At 69.1% G+C, this 23,677-nt stretch carries 22 protein-coding genes and 2 pseudogenes; 10 read left to right on the top strand and 14 right to left on the bottom strand.

Annotated elements, in window-relative coordinates:
* Positions 1-129: 129 nt before the first annotated feature.
* A complete protein-coding gene (locus ACGF5U_RS23540) occupies positions 130-882 on the bottom strand; it encodes a hypothetical protein (RefSeq protein ID WP_392715119.1) in 753 nt (250 codons plus the stop codon).
* A 287-nt stretch (positions 883-1,169) separates the two neighbouring features.
* Here ACGF5U_RS23540 and ACGF5U_RS23535 point away from each other — a divergent pair, with 287 nt between their 5' ends.
* Entirely contained in the window at positions 1,170-1,487 is a 318-nt protein-coding gene (locus ACGF5U_RS23535; protein ID WP_392715118.1) for a helix-turn-helix domain-containing protein, read from the top strand.
* Between the two features lie 204 nt (positions 1,488-1,691).
* Here the strand turns inward: ACGF5U_RS23535 and ACGF5U_RS23530 are convergent, their stop codons facing one another.
* The gene (locus ACGF5U_RS23530; RefSeq protein WP_392715117.1) at positions 1,692-2,153 is read right to left on the bottom strand and encodes a hypothetical protein; all 462 of its coding nucleotides are present in this window, start codon (positions 2,151-2,153) and stop codon (positions 1,692-1,694) included.
* Between the two features lie 267 nt (positions 2,154-2,420).
* Here ACGF5U_RS23530 and ACGF5U_RS23525 point away from each other — a divergent pair, with 267 nt between their 5' ends.
* Positions 2,421-3,302, top strand: a complete 882-nt coding sequence (locus tag ACGF5U_RS23525; protein WP_392715116.1) for a barstar family protein — start codon at positions 2,421-2,423, stop codon at positions 3,300-3,302.
* A gap of 113 nt (positions 3,303-3,415) precedes the next feature.
* On the top strand, positions 3,416-4,174 hold the full coding sequence (locus tag ACGF5U_RS23520; protein WP_392818888.1) for a DUF4253 domain-containing protein: 759 nt from the start codon (positions 3,416-3,418) through the stop codon (positions 4,172-4,174).
* Positions 4,175-4,232: 58 nt separating this feature from the next.
* Here ACGF5U_RS23520 and ACGF5U_RS23515 read toward each other — a convergent pair whose 3' ends face one another.
* From ACGF5U_RS23515 to ACGF5U_RS23495, 5 genes are all read right to left on the bottom strand, one after another.
* The gene (locus tag ACGF5U_RS23515) at positions 4,233-4,628 is read right to left on the bottom strand and encodes a DUF5958 family protein (protein ID WP_392715114.1); all 396 of its coding nucleotides are present in this window, start codon (positions 4,626-4,628) and stop codon (positions 4,233-4,235) included.
* On the bottom strand, positions 4,625-5,281 hold the full coding sequence (locus tag ACGF5U_RS23510) for a Fic family protein (RefSeq protein WP_392715113.1): 657 nt from the start codon (positions 5,279-5,281) through the stop codon (positions 4,625-4,627). The genes ACGF5U_RS23515 and ACGF5U_RS23510 overlap by 4 nt, the downstream gene beginning before the upstream one ends.
* Entirely contained in the window at positions 5,278-5,949 is a 672-nt protein-coding gene (locus ACGF5U_RS23505; protein ID WP_392715112.1) for a hypothetical protein, read from the bottom strand. Before ACGF5U_RS23505 ends, ACGF5U_RS23510 begins: the two co-directional genes overlap by 4 nt.
* Before the next feature lie 122 nt (positions 5,950-6,071).
* Positions 6,072-6,989, bottom strand: coding sequence for a hypothetical protein (locus ACGF5U_RS23500; RefSeq protein ID WP_392715111.1), 918 nt, complete (start codon positions 6,987-6,989; stop codon positions 6,072-6,074).
* Positions 6,986-7,591, bottom strand: coding sequence for a S1 RNA-binding domain-containing protein (locus tag ACGF5U_RS23495; protein WP_392715110.1), 606 nt, complete (start codon positions 7,589-7,591; stop codon positions 6,986-6,988). Before ACGF5U_RS23495 ends, ACGF5U_RS23500 begins: the two co-directional genes overlap by 4 nt.
* Positions 7,592-7,629: 38 nt before the next feature.
* Between ACGF5U_RS23495 and ACGF5U_RS23490 the strand changes: the two are divergent.
* The 3 genes and pseudogenes from ACGF5U_RS23490 to ACGF5U_RS23480 all read left to right on the top strand — a co-directional run.
* Positions 7,630-9,408, top strand: a pseudogene (locus ACGF5U_RS23490) (DNRLRE domain-containing protein); the annotation flags it as partial.
* A 678-nt stretch (positions 9,409-10,086) separates the two neighbouring features.
* Positions 10,087-11,589 carry an amidase domain-containing protein gene (locus ACGF5U_RS23485; RefSeq protein WP_392715240.1) on the top strand — a complete coding sequence of 501 codons (1,503 nt, stop codon included), beginning with the start codon at positions 10,087-10,089 and terminating at the stop codon, positions 11,587-11,589.
* Complete coding sequence (locus ACGF5U_RS23480) at positions 11,586-12,107, top strand: hypothetical protein (protein WP_392715109.1); 522 nt, start codon at positions 11,586-11,588, stop codon at positions 12,105-12,107. The genes ACGF5U_RS23485 and ACGF5U_RS23480 overlap by 4 nt, the downstream gene beginning before the upstream one ends.
* An 881-nt stretch (positions 12,108-12,988) precedes the next feature.
* On the opposite strand, the gene ACGF5U_RS23475 is transcribed toward ACGF5U_RS23480, so the two are convergent.
* Together ACGF5U_RS23475 and ACGF5U_RS23470 are read right to left on the bottom strand one after the other, a co-directional pair.
* Complete coding sequence (locus ACGF5U_RS23475) at positions 12,989-13,483, bottom strand: SMI1/KNR4 family protein (RefSeq protein WP_392715108.1); 495 nt, start codon at positions 13,481-13,483, stop codon at positions 12,989-12,991.
* On the bottom strand, positions 13,473-14,024 hold the full coding sequence (locus ACGF5U_RS23470; RefSeq protein ID WP_392715107.1) for a hypothetical protein: 552 nt from the start codon (positions 14,022-14,024) through the stop codon (positions 13,473-13,475). The genes ACGF5U_RS23475 and ACGF5U_RS23470 overlap by 11 nt, the downstream gene beginning before the upstream one ends.
* A gap of 351 nt (positions 14,025-14,375) precedes the next feature.
* Here ACGF5U_RS23470 and ACGF5U_RS23465 point away from each other — a divergent pair, with 351 nt between their 5' ends.
* The gene (locus ACGF5U_RS23465; protein WP_392715106.1) at positions 14,376-14,780 is read left to right on the top strand and encodes a hypothetical protein; all 405 of its coding nucleotides are present in this window, start codon (positions 14,376-14,378) and stop codon (positions 14,778-14,780) included.
* Between the two features lie 288 nt (positions 14,781-15,068).
* Here the strand turns inward: ACGF5U_RS23465 and ACGF5U_RS23460 are convergent, their stop codons facing one another.
* The 4 genes from ACGF5U_RS23460 to ACGF5U_RS23445 form a co-directional block, all read right to left on the bottom strand.
* Positions 15,069-15,737: a hypothetical protein gene (locus tag ACGF5U_RS23460; RefSeq protein WP_392715105.1), complete on the bottom strand. Its 669-nt coding sequence runs from the start codon at positions 15,735-15,737 to the stop codon at positions 15,069-15,071.
* A 288-nt stretch (positions 15,738-16,025) separates the two neighbouring features.
* Entirely contained in the window at positions 16,026-16,973 is a 948-nt protein-coding gene (locus tag ACGF5U_RS23455; protein WP_392715104.1) for a DMT family transporter, read from the bottom strand.
* A gap of 237 nt (positions 16,974-17,210) precedes the next feature.
* A complete protein-coding gene (locus ACGF5U_RS23450; protein ID WP_392715103.1) occupies positions 17,211-18,242 on the bottom strand; it encodes a trypsin-like serine peptidase in 1,032 nt (343 codons plus the stop codon).
* 116 nt (positions 18,243-18,358) lie between these two features.
* On the bottom strand, positions 18,359-18,844 hold the full coding sequence (locus ACGF5U_RS23445; protein ID WP_392715102.1) for a GNAT family N-acetyltransferase: 486 nt from the start codon (positions 18,842-18,844) through the stop codon (positions 18,359-18,361).
* 62 nt (positions 18,845-18,906) lie between these two features.
* Here ACGF5U_RS23445 and ACGF5U_RS23440 point away from each other — a divergent pair, with 62 nt between their 5' ends.
* Positions 18,907-19,704 carry an exodeoxyribonuclease III gene (locus tag ACGF5U_RS23440; protein WP_392715101.1) on the top strand — a complete coding sequence of 266 codons (798 nt, stop codon included), beginning with the start codon at positions 18,907-18,909 and terminating at the stop codon, positions 19,702-19,704.
* A gap of 316 nt (positions 19,705-20,020) precedes the next feature.
* Positions 20,021-20,914 carry a DUF6528 family protein gene (locus tag ACGF5U_RS23435; protein ID WP_392715100.1) on the top strand — a complete coding sequence of 298 codons (894 nt, stop codon included), beginning with the start codon at positions 20,021-20,023 and terminating at the stop codon, positions 20,912-20,914.
* A 146-nt stretch (positions 20,915-21,060) separates the two neighbouring features.
* On the opposite strand, the pseudogene ACGF5U_RS23430 reads toward ACGF5U_RS23435, so the two are convergent.
* A pseudogene (locus tag ACGF5U_RS23430) lies at positions 21,061-21,693 on the bottom strand (MerR family transcriptional regulator); the annotation flags it as partial.
* Between the two features lie 167 nt (positions 21,694-21,860).
* Here ACGF5U_RS23430 and ACGF5U_RS23425 point away from each other — a divergent pair.
* A complete protein-coding gene (locus ACGF5U_RS23425; RefSeq protein ID WP_392715099.1) occupies positions 21,861-23,585 on the top strand; it encodes a flavin-containing monooxygenase in 1,725 nt (574 codons plus the stop codon).
* Positions 23,586-23,677 lie beyond the last annotated feature (92 nt).

Genomic DNA, 23,677 nt, shown 5'->3' with positions numbered 1-23,677 from the left:
CTCTCTTGATTAAGGGGGCATGAGACGTCTGACCGTCGATGGAGCGGGGGCGATCTACGGCGAGCTGGGAAGCAGTCTTCGTCCTTCCCTGGAGTGCCTGCCAGGGCGTAATCGTGAACGTCTCTCGGATTAGGGGAGGGACCGACGCCGGTAGAGCATGAACCCGTGGTCGAGGATGGCAACTGCTACGAACGCCATGTAGTGCATCGTTTCGACCCCTCCGGTGATGCGCACCACGGAGACGCTCTGCTCCATGGCCACGATCTCGCGCGGAAGAACACCAAGCGTGCCAGTTATGTCCCCATGGGCCAGGGAGCTGCATGCGCTCCATACCGTCTCCGCCAAAGTCTCGCCCAGTGGGGTGTGCTCGCCGGCACATTTGACTATGTCGGTGTAAGTGGGAGCGGAAAGAGCCTGCTTGATAGCCGTAGTAGGAGTGCCAGATGCAATGAGGAGCCCCTTCAGTTCGTCCAGGCGCTCCACCTCAGAGCGAGCGGGAGTCACACCCAGCCGCTCGTGCATCCGGGTGGATGACTTGACTTCCTTGGCCTGGAGAGCGAGGCGCCGTTCGATACGGAGCTGCCGGAAGTCGGGAGCCAGCAGCCAGACAGCTCGCGCAGCGTTCTCGATTACGCCTCGGAGCAGCGAATATTGCGCGTGTGTATGGACCCGGGCGGATACACCCTCGCTGCCTTCGGAGAAGAGCGATGTCCTCAGGCAGTGCATGTGGTCCACGGCGACGGTGAGCGCATGCCGTGCGCTGTGGGACACCTGAAAAGGCGCAGTACGGGCGTCATCGAGCGCCAGGGCGCTGCCGGACTGTACCTGCCATGGTTCGGTCTCGGACAGCGTCAGCTCTTCGTAGCGCCTCCCTTTGGCCAAGGAGGTTCTTGAGGCCGAGCAGGTGTGTGTCATCCGTATCCACGGCAGGACCCTAGAGTGCGGCCGCCCTCGCGTGCGACCTGATTGATGGGTCTCCCTGCAAGCGCCGTGGTGCCCGCGCCAACCGACTGCGACGCATGGCTGTGGAACGGCAGACGTACCTGTCGGTGGTTAGCCCGTGGAGTGGAGGGTGGGGAATGATCACTGCAAGGCTGGGGAAAGATCACTGAGGGTGTACGTCCTGACTGGTCAGCGGTACTCGTGAACACCCCCAGGATGGTGCGCGCATGGTCGGCGGACGCGCCCGCGCACGCTCCCCCCGGGAGCTGACCGATAATCCGGAAGCCTGGCCCGAACAGCCGAGCTCCGACGTGGCCGCCGAAGCGGTGCGCCTCATCGCACGCACTCTCACCGCGGTCCTGGACGACCGGAGCCTGAGCCTGCGTGCGACCGCTGCCGGCTCCGGAGTGAACAGGCAGGCCGTCGCCGACCTTCTCGCGGGACGGTCCTGGCCGGACGTGGCAACGGTTGCCCGCCTCGCCCACTTCACCGGCGTCAACCTGTGGCCGCACAGCATTAACATCGATCGGAAGAGAACGCATTGAGCCTCGATCCACGCCCGAAAACGCCAAACAGCGACCGGGCATGACGAAGTTCGCGGCTCCGCGCATCGAGGGGAGAAGACCTCCATTACCCTCGAACACGCGAGAGCCACCTGCCAGACGGGCGCTCACGCACCCGGCACCGCCGAGTCGATTGGTAGTCCCTTGGCGGTGCCACCTCACCTGCCGCGCGCTCGCGGCCCCGGTTCACTCCTGAGCATCCCCCTGCCGCTGCTCGCCGGCACGGGCCGGAGCGATCGCGAACCAGGCCGTCGGCCCTTCCACCACCTGGCCCTCCTTCACCAGGGTCTTCAGCCGGGACCGAGTGGTCTCCACCCGCCGTCCCTTCGACGTGTCCGAAATGTCCTCGCCGATCGCCGCGGTGATGTCCTTCACGTGCATCGCACGCCCCGCTCCTGCGAGCAGCACCAGCATCCGCTCGCGCGCCTCTTCCCACTCCAACGGGCCGGCAGACACGGACCCGCTGGAAGGTACTTCTGCATCGGCAGGCTGGGAAGAGGGGGCAGGGCCGTTCGCCGCTGGTTCGTCGGCGGGGGCCTCTGATTGCTCTTGCGTGACGTCGCCGTCCTGGTCGGCGTACTCCTCGGCGACGAGGGACAACAGCGTTTCTCGCGTGATCGTCAGGTGAGCCAGCCGCTCCTCGGTCACGGCGATCTTCTCGCGCAGTGTGGCCAACTCGCCCCGAAACGATCGCCTCTTCCTGATCCAGAGGCTCGAACAGTGACGTCATGCCGAGCCCACCTTCACTCGCCGATCCCGGAGCCCGATGGCACTCCAGGCCCCAGCCAAACGTAGGACCAGCCCCAGCAAGATCGCAGAGGGTGACCGCAGATGCCCCCAATCGACCGCATGTGATCGTCTTGCGCTCGCCCCTCCCACGGACGACAGCACCCGTTCGCACCGTAGGGTCGGAACATGTCGACCGATGACCTCCCGGCCCCCACGGCCAAGCACTGGCAGGACTGCACGGACGTGTACGACTTCCTGGACCAGATCCGTCTCCGGCCCGGCATGTGGCTGTCCGGCGGCTCACTCCACGATCTGCAGACGATGCTGATCGGGTACCAGGTAGCCCTCGGCGTGCACTCCATCGACGACCCGTGCGACTTCTGGCACGGCGGAGCATTCAGCAAGTGGCTCGAGACACGGCTCGGCGGCAGCAGCCCGCTCGGCTGGGCAGCCGACATCGAACGCAACACCCCCGACGGCTCGACTCCCGTAGAAGAGTTCTTCCATCTCCTCGACGCCTACCGGAGCGACGTGGCCCCGAATCCGACACCAACCGCCACGACTACTCGGCTTCCCGGCATCGAGTACATGATCAACACCTACGTCACCCTCTTCTGGCGCAAACGCCTCCTCACGCAGGCAGCGGAACGTCTCGAAGACCGAGGATTCCGCGTCATCCGCCTGGAAGCCGGCCAGTGGAACACGGAGCGGGACATGCACCACGCCATGGCCGCGGCCCTGGACTTCCCCGACTACTACGGTCGCAACCTGGATGCGCTCAACGACTGCCTTGGCGACGTAGCCTGCTACGGCGGCTACGACGATGCTCCCGAGGGCACCGGACTGGTCCTCGTCTTCACTGACTATGACCGGTTCGCGGCAACCTGCCCCAGGGCGGCGCAAGTCGTCCTGGACATCATCGCTGACCAGGCCCGCCAGGCAGCTGTACTTCGCCGCCGTCTGATCTGCCTGGTCCAGAGCAACGACCCGCAGATCCGGTTCGAGCCCGTCGGCGCCATGCCCGTCCTGTGGAACAACGACGAAGCGCTCGACGCCCGTCGCTGCTGACCAGCGATCAGCGATCCTTGTCAGTGCACCCGGTTAGGGTGCCCGCCATGAACGTGGGACACCTGACCGAATTGCTCGCCGATTCCGCTGAGAGTCGCCTTCCGCCCGGTCGGATGGTCACGTCCGATGAAGGCGACGGAGACGTACAGCCCCTGTGGCTCAGTGACGGGTCGGCCACGATCGAGCTGTGGACGCGGATGCACGCCGAACACACACGTTCCGGCCTGTGGCCGCTGCTGCTCAACTCGCTGGATCCGAACGACGGCGAATTCCGCCCGTGGGCATCCGGAGAGGTCTTTCCCGAGCAGATGTCCTCCCCGGCGAGCCACGACTCTGCCGGCCTCTTCGCCCGGTGGTGGGACACCTACACAGCCGTCGATGAAGACGACATGCTCGACGCCGGCAGGCGCCTCGCCGTCACGGCTCCCTTCGGGCAGACCTGGCCCGGTCTCGCGCCCAGTCGGGAGACGACAACGAACCCCAATCAACTAGCCGCCGAGTTCGCGCAGGCGTATCTCGTCGACCGCCCCCAGACGCGTCTGGGGCTGGTCGCTGCAGCATGCGGCGCCGAGGCGCTGACGGCCGTGGGCTGGGCCGGCCCCTGCAACTACGACAACGACACCGCGAAGTTCTCCGCGGTCGTCCGCGACTGGGAGTACCGGTTCGGCGCCCGTGTCATCGCGGTCGGCTTCTCCACGCTGCACCTCAGCGTCGCCTCGCCACCTGCCGACGAGGATGAGGCTCTCCTGGTCGCGGCCGAGCACTTCGCCTTCTGTCCGGACAACATCTGGCAGGGCAGCAGGCCGTACACACTGGCCGCATACGCCGAGCGGATCACCGGTGCTCGCCACTGGGACTTCTGGTGGGACTGATCCGCTACCCGGAAGACGTTCGACCGGGAAGTGGCCTTCAGGGTGTGGAGCTGGGTTGTCAGGCGACGGACAGTCTGTGCCACCAGTGACTGCAGCCGTCGGAGCAAAAGCGCTCACGGCGTCGCGCGTCGGCAATCGCGAGCACCGCGATCAGCAGCTTGAACGCCTTGCGGCGTTCGTCGAGAGGCGTGAGGCTGGCGATCTTTCCCAGTTGCTCGTCGATCCGGCCTCGTGAGATCAGCACTGCGGGCGTATGCGTCGGGCGCAGCCCAGCACGGCGGATGCTCTCCAGTACGTCCTCGGCGACGGCACGGGCCTGGACGCAGTGATGGCGCAGGAACAGCAGCACCTCGGACTGCTCTTCCTGGCGGAGGCCATCGAACCACTTGATGCCCTCTGACATCGGGCGCAGCCCCTGCGCGAGCTCGTTGAGCAGGACGTCGCGTTCCTTCATGACAACCTCCCGTGGGGCAGACGCCGTTCTGCAGCAGTGATCAGGATTCCGAGCAGATCCGCCAGATCGGCCGCGCCTTCGGCGTCGTCGGCCCAGCGCGTGGTCTGCAGTGGGTGAACCTGGTCGAGGAGGACGCCTTCCCGCGCCAGGACGAAGGTCAAAGCCAGCATGGCCGCGCGGGCATTGCCGTCCTCGAACGGATGGAAGAAGAGGATGTCGAGGTAGGTCCGGGCCGCGCGTGACGGGAGGGTCAAATCAGGCTCAGAGCTCTCGGACAGACAGCGCTCGAATCGTGCCCGCGTATCGGGGGCGAGGCCGTAGCGCTCCCGTCCGCCCTTCGCGAAGGCCGGCATCGTGCGGAAACTGACGAGGTCCTGGCCCAGCACGGTTCGCTGCCACTTCGCCATCAGGGCGAAAGTCAGCGGCCTGCCCTGCTCCGCGTCGGCGAAGGCCACGTCGAGGGCGGTCAGGACCCGCGCGGTTCCCTCGCCGTCCCGTTCGCCTCGCGTTGCCATGAAGAAACTCCGGAAGCCGTCGCGGGCCAGGGCTCCAGAGACAGGGGAGGCGCCGCGCCAGGATGGCCAGGAGATCTCCGGCCGGATGAGCAGCCATTCGGCGAGGCTGTCCTTCGGTTGGCCGGGCCCGGAAGTCATCTGACTTTGCCCACGCTGCTGGCGAACCGCGAACTCACCGCGTCGACCACCGGAACGTCAGGCGCGATCCAACTGCCGAACCGGCCGCCGACCGCGTTCTCGACGATCGCCTGGGCCTGGCCCTCGTCGATGCCGCTGTAGGCGAGGAACCATCGGAGGACTTGCATGCAGTGCCCGTACCAGCCGCTCTCGGCCTGGGTGCGGTCAGCCACCACGGTGACCAGGCGGGTGCATGCTCGCTCCCAGTACCAGCGGTCCGTCGAAGTCACCGGGCCGTTCCCCGGCGGAGCCAGGTCCGCGAACCGTTCCGCCAGGTCCTCCAGCCAGCCACGCCACTCCCGAAGGGCCTCGACAACCAGCGGGGCAGTCGCATCCGGGGTTGTCACGGAGTCGGATGAACAGCACCACACCTCGACGACGCCTCCGTCGACGTCACCCTCACCCACCGACCAGTTCCATCCGCAGGCCCATCGGCCGTACCGGCCCGCCAGGAACTCGGTGACGGGATCCAACGAACGCCAGCGATCCTCGCGATCGGCTTCAGCGCTGGGCAGCAAGGGCATAACCAGGCCCGCCAACTCCTCCGCCGCATCGGCGTCCATCTCGAACGCATGTCGAGCCGGATCCACATCTGCCCACGTAAGGGTATGAGCCCACAGTTCACTCACCGTTCCACTCTGCCTTGCGCAGCCACCCTGACTCCACTCCATATCGGCCCTGCGTTCCCGAGGCTGTCGCCATGGTCTAGCTGCGGCTGACGATCGATCCCGTCGGCCGTCATTGTCGGCGGTCATGTGGTCGTCGGAGCGTTGTCGGTCGTTTCGGGGACGTAGCCGCAAAGCCGCGGCGCGCATTCGGCCTTGTGGTCTTGGCCCCAAAGGGAGGTGTCTCGCTCGATGGAGCGGACGCGGTGAACGAGTCGCAACTGGGCCTTGCGGGGCAGAGTCGAGGGCAACGCTGTGAAGGTCTCCGGGCGTACGGCGACCAGGCCGCTGACCTGCTCTCCGTTGGACATCTGCAGCAGCGTGGTGCACTGCCACCAGTCGATCTCGCCGCCGCGACCGTCTGGGGTGCCGGGCCAGTAGTAGTGGGCCGGGTCCGGGAGCAGATAGTGGACACCGTCGGGGGCAAGATGGGCCCGGAGCCATGCCGCGCTTCCACTCAGGCCGAGCCGGAGCCGTCGGGCCTCGTCGTGCAGGGCACAGATCGCTTCGGTGTCGACGGCCTTGAGAACGTTCGCTACCGGAGGCAGTGGCCGGCGCCCGGCTGGAGCCTTGACCGGCCAGCGCCCGAGTAGAAGGCTGACCCATTGCTGCGGTGTCCTCGGCGACGGGTCCCTGCGGGATGCAGGCAGTGGCGGGGGCGGCGTCCAGATTAGTCCTGTCTGCTCGATGTGACGCAGCATCCACGCCCGCGCCTCCGGGCCGGCGGTGTTCCAGACCCAGCTCATCGGTCGTTCGGCCATCGCCTGATCGAAGCTCCCGGGGGACTTGCCCCGACGGGATGGCTTCCTGGGGCGTGGCCGCGCGACGCCCGGAAGGTTGTGGCTCAAGTTGGCCAGGAATCTGATGCGTTCCAGAGCCTCGTCAGGGGAGTTGTCCTGCGCCGCGTGCTGCGCGCCTCCGGCCAGATGGCGGATCTCGGTGAACGCCCTGGCCGCGAGAAGCGCGGCTATGTCCCGGTCGATCTCGGCCTCCTGGCTCCTCATGCCGATCCGTCCTTACTGCCGCCCTCACGGCGGCTTGTGCGGGCCTGGGTAAGCGACAAGGCAATGCGACGGCGTGCGATATCGACATCGATGATCTTCACGGTGAGGGCGTCACCGACCTCGACGACGTCTCCGGAGAATTCATCCAGCTCGCTGGTGTGCACGAGCCCCTGGAAGCCGTCCTCTCGGTCTTCGATGCGCACGAAGACGCCGAACGGGACGATCTTGGTAACCGGCCCGATGACCACTTGGCCGATCCGCTGCGCTACCTGCGGCCACGGGTCTTCCTGCACCGCTCGGAGCGACAGCGGCACCCGCTCCCGGACCATGTCGACGTCGAGAACCTCGGCCGTGACCTCCTGGCCGACGCTGACGACGTCGGACGGGTGGTCGATCGGTCGCCAGGACAGATCCGGAATATTGATCATCGCGGTGAAGCCGCCGATGTCCACGAAGGTGACGCCGAAGCTGGCGATGGACGTCACCGTGCCGGTGACGACCTGGCCGCGCCGCAGGGTCTTCAGGAGCGCCCAGTCCCGGTCACTGGGCGTCGGCTCGGTCTGCCAGCGAGCGCGTAGAACGCCGTCGCTGTCGGGCAGCACAGCGGTGAACAGCGGTAGCGGGCAGTCTCACCCTGGCTGTGTCCGCCGCTCTCATCAACGGCGTAGGTTCCGCGGCGGAAGCGCCTGCCGGCTCCACCTCAACCGACACACCGCTTACGCAAGCAGCAGACCTGTCCACCGCGCGGGTCGCCGCACGACTGTCGGGGCAGCGCGTCGAAGCCCTGTCGGAGCGGACGGAAACATCGACGACGTGGGTGAACAAGGACGGAACGCTCACGACTGAGGTTTCGGCCGGGCCTGTCCGGTTCTATGACGAGGCCGCACGCTCCTGGCGCGACATCGACGTGACCCTGGCAGGAGCCTCCGACGGATCCGTCGGGTCGAAGGCTCACCCTCATGGTCTGAAGCTCGCAGCGGGAAGCGGCCGTTCGGCCCGATCACTCAAGGCGGCACAAGCCTCCAAGGCGACGGATCTGGTGACGCTCGGCGAGGGCGAGCAGCAGATCACCCTGCAGTGGAAGGGCGATCTGCCTGTCCCCCGGCTGAACGGGACCCGCGCAGAGTACGTGAACGCGGTTCCGGGTGCCGACGTGGTGGTCGAGGCGACGCGTACGGGATTCGAGCAGTTCGTCGAGATCAAGCAGAAGCCTGCCGTCGACAACTACTCCTACACGCTGCCGCTGAAGGCCAAGGGGCTCAAAGCGGAGCAGCAGACCGACGGCAGCGTGCTGTTCACGGACAAGAAGAACAAAAAGACTGCGGTCATGCCCGCGCCGCTGATGTGGGACGCCACCGTTGATCCGGTGTCAGGTAAGCACAGCCGTACCGTGCCGGTGTCGATGAAGGTCGTGCAGAAGGGCTCGACGGTTGACCTCGTCCTCACCCCGGACGCCGACTTCCTCGTCGACCCGGCGACGAAGTACCCGGTCACGGTTGACCCGTCCACCTCCGCGCTGTCGAACGTGTTCGACACCTACGTGCAGCAGGGCACGACGGTCGACTGGTCCACAGACGTGGAACTGGACCTGGGCAATCCGGGGACGAAGAACGCCGACGGCACCTTCCGCACGGCGCGTTCCTTCATCTCGTGGAATACCGCGCCGATCGCGGGCGCGCTGGTGACGGACGCGAAGCTCAGCCTGTGGAACTTCCACTCCGCGAACTACACCGGCTCCTCGTGCCCGAACCAGCCGTGGGAGGTGTGGTCGACCGGGGCCGCGTCGACCTCCTCGCGCTGGGCCGCGCCCAACCAGCCGGCGTGGATCGCGAAGAAGGCCACGTCCTCGGAGACTAGGGGCAACCCGTCCTGCTCCACGCAGCCGGACGGCTGGATCAACGCCGACGTCACGACGATCGTGAAGGAATGGGCCTCGGCCAAGGCGGCCAGGTCCCACATGGGCCTGCGCGCCACTGACGAGACCGTCACGGGGCAGTGGAAGCGGGTCAACTCCGCCAACGCCGCCTCTAACCCGCCCAAGCTGACCGTCACCTACAACTACCGGCCGCTCACCGGGACCAAGCAGCAGGCAGGCCCGCCGTACACGCAGGACAAGACCGGGACCTGGCGAGTCGACACGACGACCCCGACCCTGCGGGACACGTTCGTGGACCCCGACGGGGACAAGGTCAACGGCACCTTTCAGATCTTCGAGACCGCGACCAACACGCAGGTCGGCGACGTGCTGGTTTCCCCTTACGTGGCCAGCGGCACACCGGTCGAGGTGAAGGTGCCCGCCGGGAAGCTCCAGCACGGACGAACCTACCGCTTCCGGACATCGCCCTACGACGGTACGCACTACAACCTGGAGTGGTCGGCGTGGGCGACGTTCAGCGTCAGCCCGCTGCCGAGTGTCCCCCAGGACCTGCAGGCCGGTGCGGAGCAGACGCTGACCCCGATCCTCTCGGCGGTGGTCATAGACCCGGCTCAGGGGCGTGTCAGCGCGGAGTTCTCGCTCAAGGACGCGGCGGGAGCTGCTGTGCCCGGGCTCACGCTTCACCCGGTGTGGACCGAGAGTGGCCGACGTGCAGCAGTGCAGATCCCGGAGAAGTTGCTCGCGGACGGCGCCACCTATCGCTGGAACGTACGCGCCTGCACCTCTGTCGGGTGCTCGCCCTGGTCCGCGCAGCAGAATCTGACCGTTCGCTTGCAGTCTCCGCCCGCTCCGCCGGCGCTCCAGACATCTGTCATCCGTGACGGCGCGCTGGCGGGGGCCACTGCCGCGACGGGCTGCGACGACACCGCGTGCCCGGCCCCGCCCACTGGGCACCTCCGAGTCGGCACCGTCGACGGACAGCCCTGGGCCACCCGCCTCAAGGCCGACCTCACGGGACTGCCGAAGGGCGCCCGGGTCAGCGCCGCCAGACTGGTGCTGAACCGCTCCGACTGCACCACGAACTGTGTGGTACAGCAACCGGACATCTACGAGCTGTCGTCCGCTTGGGCACCCCCGCAGACCGGAAGGGAACTGCTCACCGCAGCGGGTAACGAGAGCTACGCCACCAGTGCGGTCCTGGCTGATGCGGATCTCGGCCCCATGCTGCAGTCCTGGATGGAGCGCGGTACGAACGAGGGACTGGTACTGACCGCGCCTGTCGGCGCGACGGGTGCTTCCTACCACTCGGGTGCGGCGGCCGACGCGTCGAAGCGGCCGCAGCTGGTTGTTGAGTACGTGCCGCCGACCGCGCCCGGTGCGGCCTCCGACATTCGTGTGGGTGCCGGTGACACGGCGCTGCTGGCCACGTGGAACGCGCCGCTGGACCCCGGTGCCGCGGGTGAGGAACCGCGGTATACGGTGCGCTTGGAGAGGGCGGACGGGAGTATGGTCGCCGAGCAGGAGACCAGTGGGCCGCGTGCCGTGTTCTCCGGACTCGACAACGCGTTGACGTACCGGGTCGCCGTGACGCCGAAGAACTCCTTCGGTGCCGGTGCGGTGAGCCGTTCTACGCTCACGCAGGGTGCGACCGTGGCAGGTGGCGCCGCCCAGTATGGCGCCTACGTGCAGGAGTACCTGGACGCCCGGGGCAAGATCATGACGGGGGCCAGCCTCATCGCGGCCGACGCGGCCGCCGAAGCCCCCCGGGGATCGGTGTTCCGCGAGCTGCTCAGCGCGCAGGAGGCCGGACTCGTCGGTGGCCGGGAAGGCCTGGAGACGCAGGGACAGAGCTACGGCAGCGCTTCGTACGTCCTGAGCGACGTCGTGGTCAGCAAGGGGACCGGTACGGATGTCGTCGTACGGGCAACCGTCACGGAGACCGTGACGATCCGGACAGCGGGCATGGAGGGCGAGGAGCAAACCGGCGGTCGCGCCAGCCGACGGTTCACGTTCAACGTCTCCGGCGAATCCGCGGTCCTCGCGAGCGAAGTCGACGACACCGACGCGGGGCTGACCCTGTCAGCGACGGTGGCCGCGGAAACGCAGGTGGAAGCGTCGTCGATCGAGAACTCGGACGTGCCGTCGGACGACCCCGGTTCCATCCCCCTGGGCGAGAACGGCTTCCCGGCCCAGGAGGCCGCAGCCTTTCAGCTCTCCGCGTTCCGCGCCGCATCGGTCAACGGCCACGGCACGGGCAACTGGGCGTACAACAACACGGGCGTCAAATGGGAGTACCCCCAGGACTGCACCAACTTCGTCTCCAAGGCCCTCTACTACGGTGGCGGCATGAAATTCCGATGGGGCGGCCGCAAGACGGACGGGGCCTGGTGGCAGCAGTACTACCTGTTCGGCAGCGTGAAGAACAAGAGCTACACCTGGTCCGGCGCCGAGAACCTGCGGCGCCACTTCTCCGGACACCGACCGGCGACGCGGGTCGCCGCGGCGGGCTCCGCCCGGGTGGGAGACATCATCTTCTTCAAGTGGAAGAACGAGCGTGTCTACAATCACGCGGCGGTCGTCACGGCCAACGCCCGCGGCAACATCGCGCTGGCACAGCACGGGCGTAACAGTCACACCACGCTCAACGACATCCTGACGTACTACCGGTCCAAGAAGGACCCGATCGAGCGAATCGTGATCATTCGACCCACGAGTGCGAAGTGAGGTGGCCGCGGCGGCTGGCAGCCGCTCTCCTGTCGCTGGGCCTAGTGACGGCGTGCTCGCCGTCGAACGACCCTGAGGCACGCTACGCCCAGAACTATGCCGACCACGAGCCGCTGCATGTCGTCGGCTACCCGTCCACCGGGTCGTTGCGCATCACGCAGGAAGCGCTCTGGCGGATCGCCGACGGCGCTGAGGAGGACCTGGCGGGGCTGGCGACCGGCGACGCCACTGCGAGCGAAGCACAGAAGACGGCAACCAACTGGATCAAAAGCTTCCAGAAGGGAGCGGTGGGGAAGGTATCCGCCGACTTCTACGGCGACGGAGTGGACCGCCAGACAGTGGTGCTGTACTTCCACGACACCAAACAGGTCAAGGAGCTCCACGTGCGGCTCGACGGCAACGCCGGAGAGGACGGCTGGCGCGTCGTGATGAACGAACCGGACCCGAAGCAGGCGGCGACGGCACCCACCTGGGCGCCCACGGCCCCAGGCGGACTCGACTCGAACATCCCGAACTGATCCACGCGTCTGACGGATACCGAATCAGGCAGGCGGTCGGCCGCCGTCACGGGGCCCGCTGGTCATCCAGCGGGCCCAGCAGCCGCAAACGCGCATCGCGGGTGCGGGCATCGGGAAATGATTTCCCCCGCGTCGGGGAAAGATCTCCGGGAACGGTGCTCACCCCTGGTCAGCGCCACTCGTGAACGCCCCACGCACGGGCCGTTCACGAGCTGGCTCGTAGACGGTTCACGAGATCCCGTCCGATCACTTCGATCGGGCGGGATTTCGTCGTTTCTGGGCTCGTCGGGAGGTCTGGGTGCCGATGGCGGGGCGGTGTGGCGAAGCGTGCTGCGCGTGCTTACCTGTCTCCGGGCATGGAGGAGCACGCCGATCGTGGTGATCAGCGCGCTTCGGCGATGTGGGGCTGTTCCGCGCGGGCTTGGTCAGCGGGTGCGGGGCGGTGGCGGGCGTCCCGTGGGCAGGGCATGCGGCACGTCGGGATCGGTGAGTGGTGATGGAGCCCGCGCAGCACACCTCTGGCAGTGTCTTCTCCGGCGGCGGTGCGAAGTGTTCGGCGTCGGGGATCTGGATGGTGGAGCGGGCCGCCGTGTGGGTGTTCGGACCCGGGGTGTGCTGAGGTCGACGACCGGGGTGGGGATCGTGGCGAGGGTGCGGGGTCGCAGACGTTCGCGGCGGGCGCACTTGACCGAGGGGGACAGGCCGGCGGCCGGGTACTGGAGGCGGATCGCCCTGCGGGCGTCGGTCCCTTGTACTCGTGAACATCCCGTCACCGCACCGTCATCCACGCTGGCGCAGCAGCGCTGGAGGCATCCCTGCCAGCGCCCTTCGTTCCCGCCGCAGCATGCGGCAACCGGACGTTCGACCGGCTCAACGGCCGCTCACTCGAACCGACTGAGAGGCTGCAGGCCCTCCACGAATGCCCGGAAGTCTGCCGCGAGCGGCAGTTCTGCGCCGGAGTCGGTATCGAACCAGGAAACCGACGGTTCCCCCGACACGCCGGTGGCCCGGTAGTCGAGCCCGGTCCAGTAGTGGCCGTCACCGGACAACAGCACGATGGGAGACGGCAGTCCCCACTCCTCCGCCAGGTAGGGCGTGTCCAACAGCGACAGGCCGTGCCCGCTGGTGCCGATCCCCATCAACTCGGTGAACGGGATGTGGTCCTCGCTCCACGAGGTTGGCTGATTGGTCGGGAAGGCATTCCGGGCAGCCGTGACAACGCCGCCGTTTTGCACACGCAGAAGGTCGAGCAGTGATGCGGGAAGTCGCAGCCCGAGGACTTGCTCCGCGTCGGCGACGGTCGCCTGGGTCAAGGCGGGTTGGACCCCGTAGGTGTGTCCGCTCCAGAAGGACGATGTGATTTCATCAAACGTCATCGGCTCCTCCGCTCAGGCCATCGCGGCGAATCAGCTGGTCAAGCTCTTCGGCAGAGCCGCCGGCGAGGCGGTAGACGCCCTGGAGACCGGTTGAACGGATCAGGCGCCCGTCCTCGATGTGCTTGAGCCGGCGCTCGCCTCGGCGGGACGTGTACGTCAGCCGCTCCAGGAGGTCCCCTGGGACAACCGTGTCGAACCTGAGCGGGGTACCTGGCGGGCCGATGAGCACTTCGGTGACACATCCGGTCTTGAGCGGACGCCAGTCCAGCAACTTCACGTAGTCGTCATCGGGGAGTGCCGAGCCAACGTTCTCGTAGGGGACGATGCGAGCTACCTCCAGCGCCCCCAGCACATGGAGACGGGTGCGGTGGGCTCGCACGGGGTAGACGCGGTCCCCAGGCTGCACCCCTGCGCGCTGGAAGCTCGGCAGCGATTGGTGCGGCCCGCCGAACAGCATCGTCAGCCGCTGACCGGTATAGCCGGACCGCTCAAGCTCTCGGCACAAGTCGTTGGTCCACAACGTCGTATAGGAGTTCGGCACGCCAGCACGGTAGCCGTGCCCTCTGACAGGTCACCGTGCCGGGAGCCGATGTCAGTACGTCGTGGCATGCTCGCGGCCATGAACAGGAACCAGTTCTGGATGTTGATCGAGAAAGCCCGTGAACACGTATCTGACACCCGGGACGGTTCCGATATCGCCGGCCGTGCCTCCGCGTTGCTTGCTCGCCGCTCAGCCCAATGTCGACGACCGTGAAGAGATGGCTCGCAGGCTCCCCGCCTTGACCGCTCTGTATTCGTACTGACAGCAGTCGGCGGCATTCCGTCTCCCGGCAGAGCCCAGCCTGAGCTGACCCACCGCAACCGTTAATCGATTCCTACCCGGAAGGCCCTGATGAGCTGGGACGTGATCCTTCTTCGTCTGCCCGACAACGTCACCTCGGTACAGGAGATACCCGCCGACTGCACCCCGGACCCGCTCGGCCGGCGACACGACGTGCTCACGGCTGTCACTCAGGCGGTACCCGACGTTGATCTCTCGGACCCCACGTGGGGTGAACTTTTCGGCCCCACGTGGTGCATGGACGTCAACATCGGCTCAGAAGACCCGGTGGACTCCGTCATGCTCCACATCCGGGGCTCCGGTGACGACGTGCTGACGCCCGTTCTCCGGCTTGCAGAGGCTCTGCGGTGCAAGGCGCTCGACTGCGCCGAAGGGGACCTGATCGCTCCGGGGAAGACGTCGGGCTGGCACGCCTTTCAGCAGTTCCGTGATCGAGTGGTGGGACCCTCTCAGTGAGACCTCCCCCGGTCACAGCGCCAGCATCCGCCCCAGGCACCTCGAGACGCGACGGGGCCTTCTGCCCGGTCGAATGGTCACGTCCGACGAGGGTGACGGAGAGGCAGAGCCGCCAGATCGGCCGCGCCTTCGGCGTCGTCGGCCCAGCGAGTGGTCTGAAGCGGGTGAACCTGGTCGAGGAGGACGCCTTCCCGTGCCAGGACGAAGGCCAACGATATCGAGTGGCCGCCCCATCAGCAGGAAACGATCTACCGTCGGCTGGCTGGTGGTCTTCGACCGCTTGTGGGGTCAGAGTGCAGGCTGATCCTTGACGGCATAGCCCAGCGTGCGGGCCTGCGCGGCCACTGCTGCGAAGTCGGCTGTGGAGGACAACGAGGTCACTGTCCTGTGGCTCAGCGGCGCCCGAGCCAGGATCGCCGCCACGGCGTCGCGGTCGATGCTCCGCTCGAAGTAGTCCTCGGCAAAGCTGACGTACGCGTCCGTGCTGCCGTCAGTGAGAAGCTCGAACAGCCGGTCAGCCCCGTCTGACTCATCAGAGGCGAACTCGACCGGGCCGCACTGCCAGGACTCGGCCTCCTTCTCCCGCCACACGCATACCGTCGCATCGAAGAACCCGTCGAACTGGAACTCCGGTGCCGCCGGATAGTGCGCGAGCGACGAGGGTAGACCGTCGAGAAGACCAGGCCAGTGCGCACGGGGCGACTCTCGCCAGGGGGTGGCATCACTCTCGTGATCGAACCCGTAGAGGAACACTCCGGCCGGATCGAACACGACGGCGTACTGGTCACCAGAACCGTTGTCCATGAACGCCAAGTCGACGCCTTCGCGCCAGTCGGAGACGAACGAGTGGGTGGGAGCTTCCGTGTCGAGGATGGCATCGAGCAGTGCCAGTGCCTGACAGCGGGCGAGCAGAACATCAGGGTCGGGCAGCGAGGCCACCAGAGCGTGGACAGTCATGGTCGTCATTCAACTGCCTGCCACTGACATCAGCCTGCCTTCGGATCCGGGAAATGATCACCCGTCGCGCGGGAAGCGATCTCCGGCCGGGGTCTCATCGACCCGGCCAGCGGCGCTCGTGAACACCTCACGCACGGAGAGTCCCGTCCGACCGTCAGATCGGGCGGGATTCTTGTTCCAGGGGTCCTTGGGGAGCCCGTCGGGCTTTGCCGTCCTCGGCGAGGACCCAGCCGATGCCGTCGGTGGTGTCACGCGGAGTGGGCCGTTGCGGCTGGGGTCGGCTTCGTGTCAGGGGTTCGAGGGGCGGGGTGGGGTGGGGCGGAGGGCGCCCAGGTAGACGCCGGCCAGGATGAGGGGGGTGCCGAGCAGCAGGCCGATGGTGAGCGGTTCGTCGTCCAGCCACGCCGACAGCATGATCGCGATCACGGGGATCACGACGAAGAGGTACGCGGCCCGTGAGGGGCCCCAGCGGCGGATCACCATCAGGTACAGCACGAAGGTCACCACCGAGCCGGCGACGATCAGATAGGCGATGGCCCACCAGGTCTCGGCCCGGTCCGGGAGGGTCCAGGTGTCGCCGGCCGCGTACGAACCGGCGAAGAGGAGGATCGCGGCGGCCGTCATGCCGACGGCGTTCATCGTGACCGGGTGCATCGGGGGCAGTCGGTGCACCAGGACCGCGGCCTGTGCGAACGCCAGGACGGCGCCCAGTACCGCCAGCAGGGCCACGACCGGTACGCCGGACTGGAGCGGCGCCCGGGACACGACCGCGACGCCCGCGACCGCGCACACGGCGCCGACGGCGACCGGCAGCCGGAACGGTTCCTGATGCTGTGTCACCGACAGCAGCAGCGCCACCAGCGGGACCAGGGACAGGATGGTCTGCCCCAGGCCCGCGTGGATGTGGACGAGCGCGTAGTACGCCAGGGCGAACGTGACGCCGAAGTTCAGCGTGCCGAAGAGGACCGCGCCGGCCAGGGCCCTGCCGCGCGGCAGGGGCAGTCGCAGGGCGGCCACGACGGCGAGGAGGAGCAGAGCTGCCGCCCCGAAGCGCAGCGAGGCGCCCCACAGCGGGTCGAGTTCGCGGTTGCTGAACCGGACGCCGAGAGCGTTGCCGCCGGAGAGGAGGCAGGCGGCGGCGAAGATGGCGATGCCGACGCGGTCCGTGCCCCGGCCGGTGTCGTCTCCGGTTCCGGCGTCGCCGTCGGGGTCGCCGGTGGGGTGCCCTGGGCGCATGGCCTCACCCTAGGGAGCGGGCCCGGCCGCCCCGGCGCGACACACCAGGCCGCCGTGCCGGGTCGGCCCCGTGGGGGCGGTCGTCGCCGGTCGGCGGACGGTGTCGGGGTGCCCCTGGCAGAGGGGTCCGGCCGGGACCGTACCCGGGTCGTCGCCGTCCGGGGCGGCGCGGTGCGGTTCGCGGGGCCGGTGCCGGCCAGGACGGGGCCTCCGGTGCCGGCGGCCCCGTCGGGTGGCTCAGGAGGTCTGGGCCCGCTGGTACAGGGCCTGCGCCTCGTTGCCGAAGTACGGCCCGAACATCCGGTTCGGCAGGAAGGTGTAGCCGAAGCTGTTCACCGAGACCTGGAGCCCGGTGCCGGTCGCCTCGCTGAAGCCGGTGAACCAGGGGCCGCCGCTGGAGCCGCCGGTCATGTTGCAGCCCAGGCTGTGGTCTTGCGAGAACAGGAAGTCCCGGGAGGAGTTCCCGCTGCAGTAGACGAGCTTGGAGCCGTCGTACGGGGACGCGGCCGGGAAACCGAAGGCGTACATCTGCTTGTTGTAGCCGCCGTTGAACTGGAGGCCCTGCGCTCCGGTGACGGAGGTCAGCTTCTGGCCGTTGAGCGGGGCGACCACGGCGGCGCCGATGTCGTTGTTGATGTCCTCGCTCGCCTCCCACTGCGGGGTGGTCAGCGTCTTGGTGGCGCTCCACCGGCCGTACGGCGCCTGGCCGTTGTCGTACGCGGGGACGAACACCCAGTCGGTGTGCCAGCTGCCCTGGTACTTGACGCAGTGCCCGGCCGTGATGACGGTGCTCTGGTTCTGGCTGGTGACGGCGTTGCCCGAGCAGGAGGCGGTACGGCCCTGGAAGGAGAAGAAGACCCGGCCGGAGGTCTTCACGACGGCGCCGCCGCCGGTCCACGCGCCGCCCGCCTGCGGGAAGGCCAGCGGGCCGATGACACCGGGACCGGTGGGGGCGGCGGGGCCGGTGGAGGCGGTGGGCGCTGTGGGGGCGACGGTGGTGGTGGGCCCGCCCGCCGTGGGGGCCTTGAGCTTCTTCGCCGCCTTGGGGGTGAGGGCGAGGTCGAGCGGGGTGGCGCCGCGCATGCGCTCGGCGGTCCAGAACTCGGCGGCGCGGTGCTGCTCGGCCGCCGGGACGGTACGGGCGGGGGTCGTGGGGGAGGGGAGCGCGGGGGACGGGGGAGCGGCGTGGGCCGCGGCGGCCGACAGGGCGCCCGTGAGGAGGGCGCCGACGGTCAGCAGGATGCCCGCGGCGGTGCGTTGGCGTGTCACGCGTGTCTCCTTCTGCCGTGCCCGGGCGGGTGGCGGCCCGGGCAGGGTGGGGGGGAGCCGATGAGCGGTACGGCTCGGAGTGCGTGAGGCAGGGTGCCACGCCACGGCCCAGATTGTCAGGGTCGTGTCAGAGCTTTCGCGAAACAACGACTGTTCTCATACATGCGGTAGTAGCCGAACTTGGCGCACGGATCGTAGCCGCTCGAGGTGTAGAGCCCGATCGCCTCCGGCTGCGCCGTGCCGGTCTCCAGCACCATGCGGGTCCGCCCCGCCGTGCGGGCGTCCTCCTCCAGGGCGGCCAGGATCCGCCGCGCGAGGCCGAGACCACGCGCCTCGGGGACCACGTACATGCGCTTGAGCTCGGCGTCGCCGTCCGCGTACCCCTCGCCGTTCGCCTCTTGCGCCCGCCAGGCGCCACTGGCCACGGGCCGGCCCCGCTCGTCGTACGCGATCAGGTACAGGCCGCGAGGCGGCCGGAACATATCGGGATCGAGTGGTGTGACATCGCCCTCGCCGTCGTACCGCTCCATGTATTCGAGCTGCACCTGGTCGTTGAGTTTGACGGCGTCGGGGTGGTCGTACGAGGAAGTCTGAATATTCATGCGGAGGAGGGTACAGGTATGCGGTGGCAGGGGAGGGTGGTGGTCGTCGGTAGGGTGCCGGAATGCTCACTGTAACGACCGTCAACGTCAATGGTCTGCGGGCCGCCGCGAAGAAGGGGTTCGTGGAGTGGCTCTCGGGGACCGCCGCCGACGCGGTGTGCCTCCAGGAGGTCCGGGCCGAGGCGTCCCAGCTCCCCGATGCCGTACGGGCGCCCGATGGCTGGTTCACCGTCCACGCCCCGGCCGCCGCCAAGGGCCGCGCCGGGGTGTCGCTGTACACGCGGCGGGAGCCGGAGGCGGTACGGGTGGGCTTCGGGTCGGCCGAGTTCGACGGTGCCGGCCGCTACGTGGAGGCCGACCTGCCCGGCGTCACGGTCGCCAGCCTCTACCTGCCGTCCGGCGAGGTGGGCACGGAACGGCAGGACGAGAAGATGCGCTTCCTCGGCGAGTTCCTGCCGTACCTGAAGGACCTCAAGGAGCGGGCGGCCGCCGACGGCCGCGAGGTGCTCGTCTGCGGCGACTGGAACATCGCGCACCAGGAGGCCGACCTGAAGAACTGGAAGGCCAACCAGAAGAGCGCCGGCTTCCTGCCCGAGGAGCGCGCCTGGCTCTCCCGCGTCCTCGACGAGGCGTCGTACGTCGATGTCGTCCGCGCCCTCCACCCGGACCGGCCAGGTCCGTACTCGTGGTGGTCCTACCGGGGCCGCGCCTTCGACAACGACTCCGGCTGGCGCATCGACTACCAGATGGCGACCCCGGGGCTCGCCGCGCGCGCGGTGAAGGCCTGGGTCGAGCGCGCCGCGACCCACGCCGAACGCTGGAGCGACCACGCGCCCGTGACGGCGGTGTACGACCTGTAGGGGGCGCCCGTACGGGGCAACGGCCGGTGTCCAGGGCCCGCGCGGCGCGGTCCGGGTGGCAGGGTGCGGCGGTGTGCGGCTCTCCTCGTCCCGTGTCCGGGTGTTCGCGCTCGTCGCCGTGGCGGCCCTGGCCGGCGCCTGGGCCCCGGCGCCCGGCGCTCCACCTCCCGGGGCTCTGCTGTCCGCGGCTCCACCTCCCGCGGCTCCACCTCCCGCGGCTCCACCTCCCGGGGCTCTGCTGTCCGCGGCTCCGCCGTCCGCGGCTCCACCTCCCGCGGCGCTGCCGTCCGCGGATCCGCCGTTCGGGACGCCGGACGTGCTGGTCACCGAGCAGGTGTCGCGGCGGATCCTGCTGCTCGACGGCCGGCGGCGGGACTGGGGCCCGGCGGCGGTCCGGTGGGCGTTCTCGCCGGTCGGTGACGCGCGCTACGCCGACCTGCGGCCCGAGCGCAGCTGGGTCCACCCCGACGAGGCGAAGGTCCGGCGCAGGCACGGGCGGACGTACGTGCTGACCACCGCCTCGTACGGGTTCGCGGCGGTCGTCGCGTACCCCTCCGGCGACCGGTACTGGGGCGGCGTCCTGTCGCCCGGGACCATCAGGGACAACCCGCACAGCATCGAACTGCTCCCGGACGGCGACGTCGCGGTCGCCTCCAGCACCGGTGGCCATGTGCGGGTGTACGCCGCCTCGCTCGGGCCGGCCGGCGTGCCGTACGCGGCGTACGCGCTGCCCGACGCGCACGGGGTGCACTGGGACGCCCGGCAGGGCGTGCTGTGGGCGCTGGGCGGCGACCGGCTGGTCGCCCTCCGAGTGGGCGGGAGCCCCGGGTGGCCGGTCATCCACGCGGTGCTCGACCTGCCGTTGCCGAGCCCCGGCGGGCACGACCTCGCGCCCGTCGCGCGGAACCCCGACCGGCTGTGGGTCACCACCGGGACGGAGGTGCTCCAGTACGTGAAGAGCCGGGGCGTCTTCGTCCGGGACCATCCGGGCGCGGTGTCGATCGGTCGCGCCCGCGTCAAGGCCGTCGGCGACGATCCGCTGACCGGGCAGGTGCTCTCGACCGCGCCCGAGCGCGGGCTCGGTGAGCCGTGGTGGACGACCAGGGTCACGGTGCACCGGCCGGCGGGCGCCTACCGGCTCGTCGGCGGCGGGATCTACAAGGCCCGCTGGTGGCTGCCTCACGTGTCCCGGGGGGCCGGGGCCTCCTGAGGGGGGCTGGCCTCGGCGCGCGGGGCGGCGTCGGGTGCGGGGCGGGGGTCGACGCGGCCGGTGTCGGTTTCTGCGGCGGGGGCGGGGCCGTCGGCGGTCGCTGTGGCGGTCGCGGTCGCGGTGGCGGCGGGTGCGGTGCCGGTGCTGGGGCCGGTCCCGGTGGCGGCGCGCAGCCGGCGGTCCAGGGCCATCGACAGCTCCGCCTCCACCACGCTCTTCGCCAGCGGCCGCAGCCGCGTGAGGGCGTCCTGTCCCCGCACGTGCGCCCCGAGGGTGGTGGCGAACAGCTCGGCCAGCGCGTCCGCGTGGACGCGGACCTCGCGCCCGGCCTCCAGCACCGAGGCGAGCGGGACGCCCTCCCGTACGAGCGCGGCCGACACGTCGAGGAGCCTGCGGCTGACGTGGACGATCTCCTGGCCGTCGGTGGCCAGGTATCCGAGGTCCAGGGCGGCGGCGAAGTTCTCCGGCGTCACCTGGTCGCCGAAGTGGTCGGCGAGCTGCTCCGGGGTCAGCCGGACCGGTTCCTCCTCGGTCGGCTCGTTCAGGCCCAGGACGTCGCCGACATCACGGCCGCTCTCGAAGGCGGCGGCGAGGTCCGCGATGCCGTTGAGGGTGTGGCCGCGTTCCAGCAGGGCGGCGATGGTGCGCAGCCGCGCCAGGTGGTGGGGCCCGTACCAGGCGATCCGGCCCTCGCGGCGGGGTGGCGGTATCAGCCCGCGCTCTCGGTAGAAGCGCAGTGTGCGAGGGGTGATGCCGGCCGCCGCGGCCAGTTCCTCCATGCGGTACTCACGGTCCTCACCCTCGTTCGTCACGTCCGCCACCCTATGTCGTACCCCCGGTAACTTTCCTCGCCCCGACCCCTACCGCTCGGTAGGGAGCTGTTCTACCCTCCCGGACAGTGCCAGTGATTGCTGGCAGAGTCTTGGGAGGCGGCATGGGTGACGACATGAGCGTGCGCGCACGCGAAACCGGGCACACGCCTGAACACGTACGGGTGGCGGTGATCGGATCCGGCTTCGGGGGCATCGGCGCCGCCGTCCGGCTCCGCCGCGAGGGCATCACCGACTTCGTCGTCCTGGAGCGGGCGGACTCCGTCGGCGGCACCTGGCGCGACAACAGCTACCCGGGCTGTGCCTGCGACGTACCCTCCCACCTGTACTCGTTCTCCTTCGCGCCCAACCCGGACTGGCCGCGCACCTTTTCGGGCCAGCCGCACATCCGCGCGTACCTGGAGCACGTCACCGACACCTTCCGGCTGCGTCCGCACATCCGCCTGAACCACGAGGTGCTGATGGCGCGCTGGGACGCCGACGCCCTGCGCTGGGAGATCGAGACCTCGCGGGGAACGCTCACCGCCGATGTCGTCGTCTCCGCGACCGGCCCGCTCTCCGACCCGAAGGTCCCCGAGATCCCCGGGCTCGACGGCTTCCGCGAGCAGGGCGGCGAGGTCTTCCACTCCGCCCGCTGGAACCACGACTACGACCTGGCGGGCAAGCGCGTCGCGATGATCGGCACCGGTGCGTCGGCCATCCAGATCGTCCCGGCCGTCCAGCCCCTCGTGGGCCGGCTCACCCTGTTCCAGCGCACCCCCGCCTGGGTCATGCCGCGCATGGACCGGGCTATCACCGGCGCCGAGCGGTGGCTGCACCGGCAACTGCCGTTCACCGGGGCGGCGCGGCGCGGACTGCTCTGGGGCATCCGGGAGTTGCAGGTCAGCGCGTTCACCAAGCGGCCCGGCGAACTGGGCCTGGTCGAGTCGCTCGCCAAGGCCAACATGCACCGGGCGATCAAGGACCCGGAGCTGCGGGCCAAGCTGACCCCGTCGTACCGGATCGGCTGCAAGCGCATCCTGCTGTCCAGCGAGTACTACCCGGCCCTCGCCCGCCCCAACGTGGACGTCGTCGCGTCCGGTCTCGCCGAGGTGCGGGGCAGGACCGTCGTCGCCGCCGACGGCACCGAGGCCGAGGTCGACGCGATCATCTTCGGTACCGGGTTCCACGTCACCGACATGCCGATCGCCGAACGCGTCATCGGCGCCGACGGGAGCACGCTCGCCGAGGTGTGGAAGGACGGCATGGAGTCGCTGCGCGGCGCGACCGCCGCCGGGTTCCCCAACTGGATGACGATCATCGGCCCCAACACCGGGCTCGGCAACTCGTCGATGATCCTGATGATCGAGTCCCAGCTCAACTACCTGGCGGACTACATGCGGCAGCTGAACGTCCTCGGCGGACGTGCCGCGCTGGCGGCCCGCCCGTCGGCGGTCGCCGCCTGGAACCGGCGCGTGCAGTCCCGCATGGAGCGGACCGTGTGGAAGGCGGGCGGCTGCGACAGCTGGTACCTCGACGCCAACGGCCGCAACACCACGCTCTGGCCGGGCACGACGAGCGAGTTCCGGCGCGCCACGCGGACGGTCGACCTCGCCGAGTACGAGGTCCTACGGCCGAAGGAGCCGGGAGCGGCGAAGGAGCCGGGGGTGGCGAAGGAGCCGGGGGAGCCGGGGGAGCCGGGGGAGGCGAAGGAGGCGAAGGAGGCCAAGGGCTCGGGCGAGCCGAAGGAGAAGGCGGCGGCCGGTACGGGGTCGGAGGCGGCCGGGAAGGCGGCGGCCGGTACGGGGTCGGAGGCGGCCGGGAAGGCGCGCGCCCCGCGCAAGAAGGAGACCGCCGCATGAGCCCCGTCCCGCCGCGCAACGCCGGTGCCTCGCCCGGCTCCGTCCCGTCCGGGGGCCCCGGTGCCTCGCCCGGCTCCGTCCCGCCGCACAGT

This window comes from Streptomyces sp. NPDC047886 (genome assembly GCF_043204435.1).
Lineage (GTDB): Bacteria > Actinomycetota > Actinomycetes > Streptomycetales > Streptomycetaceae > Streptomyces.
Note: the sequence above shows the minus strand (reverse complement) of the source record. Positions and strands in the feature narration are given on the sequence as shown.